This is a genomic window from Caproiciproducens sp. CPB-2 (genome assembly GCF_036287215.1).
In the GTDB taxonomy this organism is placed as follows: Bacteria; Bacillota; Clostridia; order Oscillospirales; family Acutalibacteraceae; genus Caproiciproducens.
The window spans coordinates 1,584,816-1,599,217 of the sequence record NZ_CP142860.1; the positions used below are offsets into that span (position 1 = coordinate 1,584,816).

Sequence of the window (14,402 nt, forward strand, 5' to 3'; positions counted from 1 at the left end):
AAATGAGGTGACGATATGCCATTGCCGGAAGCTTTTATGCAGGAGTTGAAGGCGCGCTGCGAAATATCCGAAGTCGTCGCTTCTTATGTCAATCTCAGGCACAGCGGCAGGAATCTGGTCGGACTTTGTCCTTTTCACAATGAAAAGACGCCGTCCTTCAACGTGTATCCGGAAAACGGTTCGTTTTACTGCTTTGGCTGCGGTGCGGGCGGCGACGTCATTACGTTTGTCCGCCGCATTGAAAATCTGGATTACATGGAGGCGGTTCGCTTTCTGGCGCAGCGCGCCGGGATTCAGGTGCCGGAAAACCAGGTCGACGACGGCATGGCCAGGCTGCGGGCGCGTATTCTGGAAATCAACCGCGAGGCCGCGCGGTACTATTATTCGATATTAAATTCAGAGCAGGGGAAGGCGGGAATGGATTATCTGAACCGCCGCGCCTTATCGCCCAATACGATCCGCCATTTCGGGCTGGGGTACGCTCCGGCTTCCCGTTACTCTCTGGTGGGATATCTGGAGAAGAAGGGTTATACACAGAACGAAATGATTCTGGCCAATGTCGCTTTCAAGGGCAGGTCGGGACAAGCTGTGGACCGCTTTTTTTCGCGGGTGATGTTCCCCATCATCGATCTGAGGGGGAACGTGATTGCCTTCGGCGGCCGCGTGCTGACCGATGAAAAGCCGAAATATCTCAATACTTCGGACACGCCCGTGTTCAATAAAGGCAATTTTCTGTTCGCGCTGAATTTTGCCAAAAACAGCGGCACCGAGCAGCTGATCCTGTGTGAGGGCTACATGGACGTGATTTCCATGCATCAGGCCGGGTTCACCAATGCGGTCGCCACGCTGGGCACGGCGCTGACGCCGAATCAGGCCCGCCTGATGGCGCGGTATACGAAAGAAGTGGTTCTTTCCTACGATTCCGACGAGGCGGGGCAGAAGGCGACCGCGCGCGCCATCCCGATTCTCCGCGAAGCGGGGCTGCTTGTGAAAGTGCTTACGATTTCCGGAGGAAAGGATCCGGACGAATACATACGATCGAACGGCCAGAACGGCCGGGTGAAATTCAAGCAGTTGATTGACGCCAGCGGAAACGACGTGGAATACCGTTTGCAGAAAATCCGGCAGGGCTGCAATATTCAGACGCCGCAGGGCAGGGTGGATTATCTCACGGGTGCTTCCGCGGTGCTGGCGACGCTGGACAACCCGATTGAGCAGGAGGTATACGCGGGAAAGCTTGCGGAGGAAATCGGAATTGAGCGTACGGCCATTTTGCAGCAGGTACGGAAGAACCGCTCGAAACTGAAAAAGAATCAGGAGCAAAAGGCGTTCAGGGCGTTCCAGCAGCAGTCGGCGGGTGTGCGCGACAGCATTAATCCCGAAAAAGTGCAGCATTTAAGGGCTGCAAGCGCGGAAGAGGCGCTGATTGCGTATATTGTTCAATACCCTGAGAACGCTATAGCAATAGAAAGGCTGTTGCCGGCCGAAAAATTTGCGACAACGTTTAACCGCCGTGTATATGGGACAATAATGGAAAGAATTAGGAATGCTAAGGCGGTCAGCCTTACAGATATAGCGGAAGAGTTCTCCGTGGAGGAGATTTCTTCCATTGCCAAGATTTTTGCGAAATTTCACGGTGTTTCCGTCACGATGCGGGACGCAGAGGAATATATCGATGTTATTCAGCAGGAATATGAAAAAATGAGCGTAGAAAACGTAAATTCAGCAGAGCCGCAGGAGATACAGGATTACCTGCAAAAGCTGAGGTCACAGAAGAAATAGGGGGACTAATTTATGGGAGCACCGGACAAGAAAACAGTGATCAGGGAATTGATCGAGCAGGGAAAGAGCAAAGGACAGCTTTCGACCAAGGAAATTCTGGATGCGATCGGAGAACTGGATTTTGAACCCGAGCAGATCGAAAAATTCTATGATACGCTGGAAGCACAGGGTGTGGAAATTATTGAAGACTTTGCCGACGCGGCGCTGGATGATCTTGATTTTAACACGCAGGTGGACGAAAACGAAGACATGGAATCTGCGCTCAGCACGGAAGGAATCGCGATCGACGACCCTGTCAAGGTTTACCTGAAAGAAATCGGCCGGGTTCCCCTTTTGACGCCGGAGGAGGAAATCGACCTTGCCATCCGTATTTCCGACGGGGACGAGACCGCAAAAAAGCGCCTTTCCGAAGCAAACCTCCGCTTGGTCGTCAGCATTGCGAAGCGCTATCTGGGGCGCGGCATGCAGTTCCTGGACCTGATTCAGGAAGGCAACTTAGGTTTGATTAAGGCGGTGGAAAAATTCGATTACTCCAAGGGCTTTAAATTTTCCACCTATGCGACGTGGTGGATCCGTCAGGCGATTACCCGCGCCATTGCCGACCAGGCAAGGACCATCCGCATCCCGGTTCACATGGTGGAAACCATTAATAAGGTAAAGAAGGTCTCCAGTCAGCTTCTGCACACCAACGGCCACGAGCCGACCGCCGACGAGATTTCCGAAGAGTTGGATATGCCGGTGGACAAAGTGCGTGAAATCATGCGCGTCGCACAGGAGCCGGTTTCTCTGGAAACGCCGATCGGCGAGGAAGAGGACAGCCATCTCGGCGACTTTATTCCGGACGACGACGCCCCGGCGCCGGCGGATGCCGCTTCCCACACGCTTTTGAAGGAACAGCTTGCCGATGTGCTCGACACGCTGACCCCCAGGGAGGAAAAGGTGCTCCGACTGCGCTTCGGTCTGGAAGACGGCCGTTCCCGCACTCTGGAGGAAGTCGGAAAGGAATTCAATGTTACCAGAGAGCGTATCAGACAGATTGAGGCGAAGGCTCTGCGCAAACTGCGCCATCCAAGCCGCAGCAAAAAGCTGAAAGATTTCCTGGATTAAGGGGATGACTGCAATGGTCATGACACTGGAAGCCGATTACGCCGTCAGGATTGTGGAAATGCTGGCGGTATCCAATCAAAAAATAGACGCGAGGTCCATTTCCGACCAGGCCCATGTGCCTTTGCGGTTTGCGCTGAAAATTCTGCGCAAGCTGGTGGCGGGCGGCCTGATCGTCTCGTACAAGGGTGCGCACGGGGGCTACATGCTTGCGCGGGAACCCGGCAAAATCACCCTGCGGGAAGTGATTGAGTCGGTCGAAGGCCCGTATATGATCAGCCGATGCCAGCAGGACGAGTACGCCTGCCAGCATAACACCTGCTGTAAGGTTCATCAGATCTACGACGAGATTTCGTCCATTGTACGTAAAAAACTGGACTCCTATACCTTCGATTCCCTCAGCAATGGCGACACAGGCGATATCATGGGGAAAAAAGGGGAAAAATGAACATAAAAAAATCCGGCGGCTGTTTAGTCGTCGGATTTTTACCATTTCAATAATAAATTTGTAAAACATGGCTTGACAAACACAATATATTGTAATAAAATAATATACTGCATCATCATGGAAACATATACTCATGTCTATCTTGCTCTATCATATCACAACAATTTCAAAAAGGCAAGAGGTTCCCATGAAAACCTTCCAAAAGGGGAGATGGATGCGGCTTATTTTTGTGCTTTATTTATTGCGAAGATGGTAAATATATGAATGGAGTGATCGAGCCAATGGTGAATGTCAAACCGGTGCAAGTAGGCAAAAATGTTCGCATGAGCTTCGCGCGTATTGATGAAGTCTTGGACATGCCAAACCTGATCGAGGTACAGAAGAATTCCTATCAGTGGTTTCTTGACGAAGGCCTCAAAGAGGTTTTCAAAGATGTTTCCGGGATTACTGACTATACCGGCAATCTTGTGCTGGATTTTGTGAATTACAAACTGGACGACGACAAACCGAATTACAGTGTGGAAGAATGCAAAGAGCGCGACGCTACCTATGCGGCCGCTCTGAGAGTTACCGCCCGCCTGCTCAACAAGGAAAGCGGGGAAATAAAAGAATCCGAGGTTTTCATGGGCGACTTCCCGCTCATGACGGACAGCGGAACTTTTGTTATCAACGGCGCGGAACGTGTGATTGTTTCCCAATTGGTCCGTTCACCCGGCGTTTATTATAAAATGGAATATGACAAGACGGGCAAAGAACTGTTCAGCTCCACCGTTATCCCGAACCGCGGCGCGTGGCTGGAATATGAAAACGACGCCAACGACGTTTTCTATGTCCGTATCGACAAAAACAGGAAAATTCCGGTAACGGTCTTTGTCCGCGCGCTCGGCCTTGGAACCGACGAGGAAATCCGCGAATATTTCGGCGACGACGACCGTATGAACGCCACTATTGAAAAAGATCCCTGCAAAAACACCGAAGAGGCTCTTTTTGAAGTATACAGAAAATTAAGGCCAAGCGAACCGCCGACGATTGAGAGCGCTCAGTCCCACATCAACGGCTTGTTTTTTGATGCCCGCCGATACGACCTTTCCCGTGTCGGCCGCTACAAATACAATAAGAAGCTGAATCTTGCCGGACGCATTACCGGCCAGAAGCTTTCCCGTCCCATTGTCAACCCGCTTACCGGCGAGCTGATGGCGGAAGCGGGTGAAATTCTTTCTCATGACAAGGCGCACGAAATTGACGACGCCGGCGTGTCCATCGCGTTCGTCAATGTCAACGAGCGCGAGGTAAAGGTGATTTCCAACGGCATGGTTGACATCAACAACTTTGTCGGGTTCGACGCGAAAGCCGAGTGCGAAATCAACGAGAGAGTGCGTTTCAGCGTGCTGGCTGAAATTCTGGATTCCTGTTCCTCCGACGAGGAACTGAAAGAAACCATTAAAACCAGAGTGGATGAGCTGATTCCGAAGCACATCATTATCGACGATATTTTCTCTTCGATCAACTACATGAACTGCCTGGCCATGGGCCTCGGCAATCTTGACGATATCGACCATCTGGGAAACCGCCGTATCCGTTCGGTCGGCGAACTGCTTCAGAATCAGTTCAGAATTGGTTTTTCCAGACTTGAGCGCGTTATACGTGAAAGAATGACGTTGCAGGCACAGGATTTGGAAGTCCTGACCCCTCATTCCTTAATCAATATCCGTCCCGTTGTGGCGGCGATCAAGGAATTCTTCGGTTCCTCCCCGCTGTCGCAGTTCATGGACCAGACGAACCCGCTTGCGGAGCTGACGCATAAGCGCCGTCTTTCCGCCCTGGGTCCCGGCGGCCTGTCGAGAGACCGCGCGGGCTTCGAAGTCCGTGATGTCCACTACAGCCACTACGGACGCATGTGCCCGATTGAAACGCCGGAAGGTCCGAACATCGGACTGATTTCCTATCTGGCGACCTTTGCCAGAATCAATGAGTACGGCTTTATTGAGGCGCCGTTCCGCCGCGTGGATAAAGCGACCGGCTGTGTTACCCGAGAAGTGGTTTATATGACCGCGGATATTGAGGACGATTATATCGTTGCGCAGGCGAACGAACCGCTCGACGAGCAGGGCCGTTTCAAAAATGCCAAGGTCAACGCCCGTTACCGCGACGAGTTCCTTGAAATTGAGCGCGAAAAAGCGGACTATATGGATGTTTCGCCAAGGATGGTTGTTTCCGTCGCCACCGCGATGATTCCCTTCCTGGAAAACGACGACGCCAACCGCGCGCTGATGGGTTCCAACATGCAGCGGCAGGCGGTTCCGCTTCTGAAAACCGAATCTCCGATCGTCGGAACCGGCATGGAATATAAAGCCGGCGTCGACTCCGGCGTATGCGTGATCGCCAAACACTCCGGTGTTGTCCGCAGCGTAAGCGCGGATGAAATCCGGGTGACCTGTGACGACGGCAGCGTCGACGTTTACCATGTTACTAAGTTTATGCGTTCCAACCAGGGAACATGTATCAATCAGGTTCCCGTTGTCGATGTCAACCAGAGAGTGGAGGCCGGTTCCGTCATTGCCGACGGCCCCGCGACCAAGGATGGCGAAATCAGTCTGGGCAAAAACGCCCTGATCGGCTTTATGACATGGGAAGGCTACAACTACGAGGATGCTGTTCTCATCAGCGAAAAGATTGTCCGCGACGATGTTTACACTTCCATCCATATTGAAGAATACGAAATTGAATCCAGAGACACGAAGCTCGGGCCGGAGGAAATCACAAGGGATATTCCGAACGTGAACGAGGATCTGCTTCACGACCTGGACGAAAGCGGAATCATCCGCATCGGCGCCGAGGTGCGTGCCGGTGATATTCTTGTCGGTAAGGTCACGCCGAAGGGCGAGACGGAGCTGACCGCCGAAGAGCGCCTGCTGCGCGCCATCTTTGGTGAAAAAGCCAGAGAGGTGAGGGACACCTCTCTGAGAGTGCCTCACGGCGAATACGGTATCGTGGTCGATGTAAAGGTATTTACCCGCGAAAACAGTCACGACGAGCTCAGCCCCGGCGTCAACAAGGTTGTCCGCTGCTATATTGCCCAGAAGCGTAAAATTTCCGTGGGAGATAAGATGGCCGGCCGCCATGGCAACAAGGGCGTTGTTTCCCGTATCCTTCCGGTGGAAGACATGCCTTTCCTGCCGGACGGCACCCCGCTCGACATTGTTCTGAACCCGTTGGGCGTTCCTTCCCGTATGAATATCGGACAGGTGCTCGAGGTTCACCTCGGCTATGCCGCAAAGGCGCTCGGCTGGAAGATCATGACCCCGGTATTCGACGGTGCGCATGAAGACGACATTGTCGAATGCTTTAAGAAGGCCGGCATCAGCGAGGACGGCAAGACCGTTCTGAAGGACGGCCGTACCGGCGAATTCTTTGACAACCCGGTTACCGTCGGAATTATGTATTACCTGAAACTGCACCATCTGGTTGACGATAAAATCCATGCCCGTTCCACCGGCCCTTATTCCCTTGTCACGCAGCAGCCACTGGGCGGCAAAGCGCAGTTCGGCGGCCAGCGTTTCGGCGAAATGGAAGTCTGGGCGCTGGAAGCTTACGGCGCGGCGTATACCCTGCAGGAAATTCTTACCGTCAAGTCCGACGACGTCGTGGGCCGCGTAAAGACCTACGAAGCGATCGTGAAGGGCCAGAACATTCCGAAGCCGGGCGTTCCGGAATCGTTCAAGGTTCTGATTAAGGAACTGCAGTCCCTGGGCCTTGACGTCAAGGTGCTGAACCAGAACAACGAGGAAATCGATCTGAAGCAGAACTTTGACGATGACGACGACATGGGCTTCAATCCTTCGGACGAAAGCTTTGACGAGCCGAATGTTGCCGACGACCTTGAGGGCTATTCGGTGGAGGACACGGATGACGACGAAAGTCTGTTTGACGACGTGGACGACTATATTGAAGACGACACCAGCGATGACAGTGATGAGGAAGATGAATTTGATAAGGACGAACCCTTTGACCTTAATTCTGACGGCAGCGACGAAATATAATAGAATGGGGTTGCAATATGGAATTTAATGTTTTTGAATCAATCAAGATCGGACTTGCTTCACCGGAAAAAATCAGGGAATGGTCCCATGGCGAAGTAAAAAAGCCGGAAACGATCAATTATCGTACCCTCAAGCCCGAACGCGATGGTCTTTTCTGTGAACGTATCTTCGGGCCCCAAAAGGACTGGGAATGCCATTGCGGAAAGTATAAGAGAATTCGTTATAAAGGGAAGATCTGCGAGCGCTGCGGCGTGGAAGTAACCCGGGCGAAGGTCCGCCGCGAGCGCATGGGCCACATCGAGCTGGCCGCTCCTGTTTCCCACATCTGGTATTTTAAGGGAATTCCGTCCAGAATGGGACTGATCCTTGATATATCCCCCCGTATGCTGGAAAAGGTTCTGTATTTCGCGCTGTATATCGTAACGGATCCCGGCAACGTCCGCGAGCTGCAGAAAAAACAGCTCCTGAACGAAAAAGAGTACCGTGATATGCGTGAAAAGTACGAGGACGACTTTGAAGCCAGCATGGGCGCCGAAGCCATCAAAAAGCTTCTGGCGGAAATCGACCTTGACGTTATTTCCGAAGAGCTCAAGACGGAGCTTTCCGGCGCTTCCGGCCAGAAGCGTGTCCGAATTCTGAAGCGCCTGGAAGTGATCGAGGCCTTTCGTCTTTCCGGCAACCGTCCGGAATGGATGATCCTCGATGTGGTTCCGGTCATTCCGCCGGATATCCGTCCGATGGTACAGCTCGACGGCGGCCGTTTCGCGACGTCCGACTTAAACGACCTCTACCGCCGTGTAATCAACAGAAACAACCGCCTGAAAAGGCTTTTGGAGCTCGGCGCTCCCGATATCATTGTCCGCAACGAAAAGCGCATGCTGCAGGAGGCCGTCGACGCCCTGATCGACAACGGCCGCCGCGGCCGCCCGGTAACCGGTCCGAACAACCGTCCGCTGAAATCCCTTTCCGACATGCTGAAAGGCAAGCAGGGACGTTTCCGCCAGAACCTTCTGGGCAAGCGCGTGGACTATTCCGGCCGTTCCGTTATCGTGGTAGGCCCGGAGCTGAAAATGTACCAGTGCGGCCTTCCGAAGGAAATGGCGCTGGAGCTGTTCAAGCCCTTCGTCATGAAACGCCTTGTGGAAACCGGCGCCGCCGGAAACATCAAGGCCGCCAGAAAGGCGGTGGAGCGCGCGAAACCCGAGGTTTGGGACGCGCTGGAAATCGTCATCAAGAACCATCCGGTCCTGCTGAACCGCGCGCCTACGCTGCACAGACTCGGTATTCAGGCGTTTGAGCCGGTACTGGTTGAGGGCCGTGCCTTAAAGCTGCATCCGCTGGCCTGTACGGCTTATAACGCGGACTTCGACGGCGACCAGATGGCTGTTCATGTTCCGCTTTCTGCAGAGGCGCAGGCTGAGGCCCGTTTCCTGATGCTGGCCGCAGGCAACCTGCTGAAGCCTTCCGATGGACGCCCCGTTACCGTTCCTACACAGGATATGGTGCTGGGTTCCTATTACCTTACTTTGGAAAAGGACGGGGAACCCGGCGAAGGCAAAGTATTCAGAGATTATAATGAAGCCATTATGGCTTATGATTCCAAGACTGTTGGCCTTCACGCCAAAATCAAGGTCCGCAGAACGATGGAGATCAACGGGGAAGAGGTTTCCCGGCTGGTGGATACCACCGTTGGCCGCATGATCTTCAACAGGCCGATTCCGCAGGATTTGGGCTACGTCGACCGCTCCAATCCGGATAACCTGTTTAAGTATGAAATCGATTTTCTGGTCGGCAAAAAGCAGCTGGGCGCCATTATTGACAAATGCATCAAGGCGCACGGCACCGCTCAGACGGCCGACGTTCTGGACAGCATCAAATCGCAGGGCTATAAATACTCCACCCTGAGCGCGATTACGGTCGCCGTCAGCGACGCAACGATTCCGCCGGAGAAGAAGCAGATCATTGAAGCTGCCGAAAAGCAGATCGATAATGTTGACGGCCAGTTCAAGATGGGCCTTCTTTCCGACAATGAGCGTTACAACGCGGTTCTGAAAACCTGGGCAAAGGCGACGGAGGATGTTTCCGTTGCGCTGCAGAAGAACCTGGACCGCTACAACCCGATTTTCATGATGGCGGATTCCGGGGCCCGTGGCTCCATGAGCCAGATCCGCCAGCTGGCCGGTATGCGCGGACTGATTGCCAACACATCCGGTAAAACCATTGAAATTCCGATCAGGGCCAACTACCGTGAAGGCCTGAACATTCTGGAATACTTCATTTCTTCCCGCGGCGCCAGAAAGGGCCTGGCGGACACCGCTCTGAGAACGGCCGACTCCGGTTACCTGACCCGCCGCCTGGTCGACGTTTCCCAGGACGTCATCATTCGTGAGGACGACTGCGGCGCAACCGACGGCCTTGAGGTATACGACATCCGCGAGGGCAAGGAAGCGATCGAGACCCTTCATGAGCGTCTGCTCGGGAGATATCTTGTCGAAGACTTTGTCGATGAGAAGACGGGCGAAGTCCTTGTTTCCAAGGATAAGCTGATGAACGACCAGGACGCCGACATCATTGTCAAGAGCGGCGTAGAGCGTATTAAGATCCGTTCCGTGCTGAACTGCTGCGCGAAGCACGGTGTCTGCAAGAAATGCTACGGCGCGAACCTTGCGAACGGTCAGACGGTCGCGGTCGGCGAAGCGGTCGGAATTATCGCGGCGCAGTCCATCGGCGAGCCGGGCACACAGCTGACCATGAGAACCTTCCACACCGGCGGTGTCGCCAGCTCGGAAGATATTACACAGGGTCTGCCTCGTGTCGAAGAGCTTTTCGAAGGCCGCAAGCCGAAGCATCTTGCCATTATCAGTGAGATAGCCGGCACGGTTTCCTTCGAGGAGATCAAGAAGAACCGCCATGTCGTCGTGACGAACCCCGAAACGGGTGATTCCAAGTCCTACCTGATTCCGTACGGCTCCCGCGTGATTGTCGCGGAAGGTCAGCTGATCAAGGCTGGAACAAGGGTGACCGAAGGCTCCGTCAATCCTCACGACGTTCTTGCAATCAGCGGTACCCACGCCGTTCAGGACTACCTCATTGAGGAAGTCCAGCGCGTTTACCGGATGCAGGGCGTTGATATCAACGATAAGCATATTGAGGTCATTGTCCGCCAGATGATGAAGAAGGTCAAGATCGAGGACTCCGGCGATACCACGCTTCTGCCGAGCTCGCTGATTGAGAAGGCGGAGCTGGAAACAGAGAACCAGGTCATCCGCGACCGTATCAAAAACGGCGAGACGGACTTGAGAGAGGCTACCGCCTCACCGGTTCTGCTTGGTATCACCAAGGCTTCGCTCGCCACCGATTCTTTCCTGTCGGCCGCCTCCTTCCAGGAGACGACGCGTGTCCTGACCGACGCCGCAATCAAGGGCAAGGTCGACCCGCTGCTCGGACTGAAGGAAAACGTCATTATCGGCAAGCTGATCCCCGCCGGTACGGGTATGAAATGCTACAGCGACGTGAGGATAGAGCCCGTAAATCAAGACTTGACAAACGACGCGGTATAGCCTTATAATAAACAATTGTGATGGTTTACTGATTGAGCGCTTCATTCCTGTTCTGAGGCTGATCCTTCAGGACAGGAATCAGTTGTTTAAAGATTATTTTACTGTTACGGCGGATATACTATCTATTCGCTTAACATAATAAAATTGATGTGAGGAGGTGTCTTATGCCAACATTCAACCAGTTAGTCCATACGGGCAGAGAAGTTGCTGTAGCAAAGGCGAAAGCCCCTGCGCTTTTGAAGGGCTGGAATTCCAAGAAACGTATTTCCATCGATCAGGATTCCCCGCAAAAACGTGGTGTCTGCACAACGGTAAAGACCGCGACTCCGAAGAAACCGAACTCCGCGCTCAGAAAGATCGCCAGAGTCAGGCTTTCCAACGGAATTGAAGTCAGTGCTTATATCCCCGGTGTCGGCCACAATCTTCAGGAACACAGTGTCGTGATGATCCGCGGCGGCCGTGTGAAGGACCTGCCTGGCGTGCGTTACCACATTATCCGCGGTACGCTTGACGCGCAGGGTGTAGCACAGCGTATGCAGGCTCGTTCCAAGTATGGCGCAAAGCGGCCGAAGGCCGGCGCGGCGAAGGCTGCGAAAAAATAAGGTAGTTTAAATTGACAGGAACCGAACGGCTGCATGTTTTGAAACAGAATGCAGCGGCGTTTTTCATATAGAAACGCCTCTGTGTTGGCCACGGGAGTTTGTCGCTTTCGAGTACCTGTGATATCATTCATGTGAAGGAGGGAAGTAAAGTGCCAAGAAGAGGTAATATCGCAAAACGTGATGTTTTGCCCGATCCACTGTATAATTCCAAGCTTGTAACACGTCTCGTCAATAATATTATGGTCGACGGTAAGAAGGGCGTAGCCCAGAAGATCGTTTATGGCGCATTTGATATTATCAACGAGAAAACAGGGAAAGAGCCTTTGGAGGTTTTTGAGGCCGCCATGGAAAATGTTATGCCGGCCCTCGAAGTCAAGGCCCGCCGTGTCGGCGGCGCAACCTACCAGGTCCCTATGGAGGTTCGCCCTGAAAGAAGACAAACATTAGGCTTACGTTGGATAACCAACTATTCAAGACTTAGATCTGAGAAGACGATGAGAGAGAGACTTGCCGGTGAAATTCTTGATGCTGTAAATGGTGCTGGCGGCGCTGCCAAGAAGCGTGACGATACGCATAAGATGGCGGAGGCCAATAAGGCATTTGCTCATTACAGATGGTAATCCAACACATGTTGGTCTGTTACCTGAAATAGTGTACAAATCCCAACATCTCAGACTTTAAGGAGGAAACTATGCCAAGGCAGGTATCACTTGAATTAACCCGCAATATCGGTATTATGGCGCACATTGATGCCGGTAAAACAACAACAACTGAACGTATCCTGTATTACACAGGGATTAACCATAAGATTGGCGAAGTGCATGATGGTGCTGCGACCATGGACTGGATGGTGCAGGAGCAGGAGAGAGGGATTACCATTACCTCCGCTGCGACTACCTGCTTTTGGAAGGGCCACCGGATCAACATCATTGACACCCCTGGCCACGTTGACTTTACTGTGGAAGTTGAGCGTTCGCTGCGCGTGCTCGACGGTTCGGTAACGGTTTTCTGCGCCAAGGGCGGTGTTGAGCCGCAGTCGGAAACAGTTTGGCGTCAGGCTGAGGAATATCATGTTCCCCGTATGGCTTATGTAAATAAAATGGACATCATGGGCGCGGATTTCTATCGTGTTGTCCAGATGATGAAAGATCGGCTGAAGTGCAATGCCGTGCCGATTCAGCTCCCCATCGGCAGCGAGGATACCTTTAAGGGCATCATCGACCTTGTCGATATGAAGGCTGATATTTACTACGACGATATGGGCAAGGACATGAAAGTGGAGGATATCCCGGAGGATATGCTCGAGCTTGCCAACAAGTATCATACCGAACTGATTGAGCATGTTGCGGAGCAGGACGATGCCCTGATGGAGAAGTATCTGAACGGGGAGACTCTCACGAAAGACGAAATCATTTCTACAATCCGTAAGTCCACGATTGCCAACCATATGGTTCCCGTCACCTGCGGTACTTCTTACAGAAACAAGGGCGTTCAAAAGCTTCTCGACGCTATTATAGCTTATATGCCTGCTCCGACGGATATCCCCGCGATCAAGGGTGTCAATCCGGAGACCGGCGAGGAACAGGATTGCCATGCTACCGATGACGAGCCGTTCGCCGCTCTGGCGTTTAAGATTGCCACAGACCCGTATGTCGGGAAGCTGTGCTTCTTCCGCGTCTACTCCGGTTCCATTCAGGCAGGCTCCAGCGTTTACAACTCGACCAAGGATAACAACGAACGTCTGGGCCGTATTCTTCAGATGCACGCCAATCACCGTCAGGATATCGACGTTGTTTATGCCGGTGATATTGCGGCTGCGGTTGGTTTGAAAAACACCACCACAGGTGATACGCTTTGTGATGAAAAGCATCCGGTTGTTCTTGAATCCATGGAATTCCCGGATCCGGTTATTGAAGTCGCAATTGAGCCGAAGACAAAGGCCGGCCAGGAAAAAATGGGTATTGCCCTCGCAAAGCTTGCGGAAGAAGATCCTACCTTTAAGGCATATACCAATGAGGAAACGGGTCAGACGATCATCGCGGGCATGGGCGAGCTTCACCTTGAGATCATTGTCGACAGGCTTCTGCGCGAGTTCCATGTGGAAGCAAACGTCGGCAAGCCGCAGGTATCCTATAAGGAAACCATCCGCGGAAATGCGGATGTTGACACCAAGTATGCCCGTCAGTCCGGCGGCCGCGGCCAGTACGGCCACGTTAAGATCCGCATTGAGCCGAACCCGGGCAAAGGCTACGAGTTTGTCAACGCCGTCGTCGGCGGTGCGATCCCGAAGGAATATATCCCTGCCGTTGACCAGGGTATTCAGGGCGCTATGCTCACCGGCGTTCTCGCCGGCTATCCGGTAGTCGACACCAAGGTAACCCTTTACGATGGCTCTTACCATGAGGTTGACTCCTCCGAAATGGCGTTTAAGATCGCAGGTTCCATGGCTTTCAAGGAGGCCATGAGAAAGGCGGATCCGGTCATTCTGGAGCCGATCATGAAGGTTACCGTTACGGTGCCCGAAGAGTACATGGGCGACATCATCGGCGATTTGAACTCCCGCCGCGGCATGATCGAAGGTATGGATGCGATTCCGGGCGCACAGCAGATCAGGGCGCATGTTCCGCTTTCTGAAATGTTTGGCTACGCAACCGATATGCGTTCCAAGACACAGGGCAGAGGCCAGTACGTCATGGAACCCGCCACTTCTACGGAAGTGCCGAAGTCGGTTTCGGAACACATTATTTCTTCACGCAACAAAAAGTCCGAATAACTTGTAAAAATACGCTTGATTTTTATTGATGTTATTGATAAAATGATAGGCATAGCTGAATCATTAAAATTATTATCGTATAAATAAAAAGGA

At 52.8% G+C, this 14,402-nt stretch carries 8 protein-coding genes; all 8 read left to right on the plus strand.

The annotated features are described in order from the left end of the window. Positions 1-15: 15 nt before the first annotated feature. Positions 16-1,782 (plus strand): DNA primase, encoded by a 1,767-nt coding sequence (dnaG, locus tag VXK30_RS07855; RefSeq protein WP_275717778.1) that lies wholly within the window; start codon positions 16-18, stop codon positions 1,780-1,782. Positions 1,783-1,794: 12 nt separating this feature from the next. Further along, entirely contained in the window at positions 1,795-2,889 is a 1,095-nt protein-coding gene (gene rpoD / locus VXK30_RS07860) for an RNA polymerase sigma factor RpoD (protein WP_275717779.1), read from the plus strand. Positions 2,890-2,902: 13 nt separating this feature from the next. Continuing rightward, positions 2,903-3,334: an RrF2 family transcriptional regulator gene (locus VXK30_RS07865; RefSeq protein WP_038323928.1), complete on the plus strand. Its 432-nt coding sequence runs from the start codon at positions 2,903-2,905 to the stop codon at positions 3,332-3,334. 281 nt (positions 3,335-3,615) lie between these two features. After that, on the plus strand, positions 3,616-7,374 hold the full coding sequence (rpoB, locus tag VXK30_RS07870) for a DNA-directed RNA polymerase subunit beta (protein ID WP_275717791.1): 3,759 nt from the start codon (positions 3,616-3,618) through the stop codon (positions 7,372-7,374). A 17-nt stretch (positions 7,375-7,391) separates the two neighbouring features. Beyond that, on the plus strand, positions 7,392-10,934 hold the full coding sequence (rpoC, locus tag VXK30_RS07875; protein ID WP_275717780.1) for a DNA-directed RNA polymerase subunit beta': 3,543 nt from the start codon (positions 7,392-7,394) through the stop codon (positions 10,932-10,934). A 164-nt stretch (positions 10,935-11,098) separates the two neighbouring features. Beyond that, a complete protein-coding gene (gene rpsL / locus VXK30_RS07880; protein ID WP_275717781.1) occupies positions 11,099-11,536 on the plus strand; it encodes a 30S ribosomal protein S12 in 438 nt (145 codons plus the stop codon). A 149-nt stretch (positions 11,537-11,685) separates the two neighbouring features. Beyond that, on the plus strand, positions 11,686-12,156 hold the full coding sequence (gene rpsG / locus VXK30_RS07885; protein WP_038323934.1) for a 30S ribosomal protein S7: 471 nt from the start codon (positions 11,686-11,688) through the stop codon (positions 12,154-12,156). Positions 12,157-12,227: 71 nt separating this feature from the next. Beyond that, positions 12,228-14,309: an elongation factor G gene (fusA, locus tag VXK30_RS07890; protein WP_275717782.1), complete on the plus strand. Its 2,082-nt coding sequence runs from the start codon at positions 12,228-12,230 to the stop codon at positions 14,307-14,309. Positions 14,310-14,402: the final 93 nt, after the last annotated feature.

Excerpts from the sequence above, each read along its gene's own strand:
- dnaG (WP_275717778.1), top strand. The coding sequence starts at position 16 with ATGCCATTGCCGGAAGCTTTTATGCAGGAGTTGAAGGCGCGCTGCGAA.
- rpoD (WP_275717779.1), top strand. The coding sequence starts at position 1,795 with ATGGGAGCACCGGACAAGAAAACAGTGATCAGGGAATTGATCGAGCAG.
- VXK30_RS07865 (WP_038323928.1), top strand. The coding sequence starts at position 2,903 with ATGGTCATGACACTGGAAGCCGATTACGCCGTCAGGATTGTGGAAATG.
- rpoB (WP_275717791.1), top strand. The coding sequence starts at position 3,616 with ATGGTGAATGTCAAACCGGTGCAAGTAGGCAAAAATGTTCGCATGAGC.
- rpoC (WP_275717780.1), top strand. The coding sequence starts at position 7,392 with ATGGAATTTAATGTTTTTGAATCAATCAAGATCGGACTTGCTTCACCG.
- rpsL (WP_275717781.1), top strand. The coding sequence starts at position 11,099 with ATGCCAACATTCAACCAGTTAGTCCATACGGGCAGAGAAGTTGCTGTA.
- fusA (WP_275717782.1), top strand. The coding sequence starts at position 12,228 with ATGCCAAGGCAGGTATCACTTGAATTAACCCGCAATATCGGTATTATG.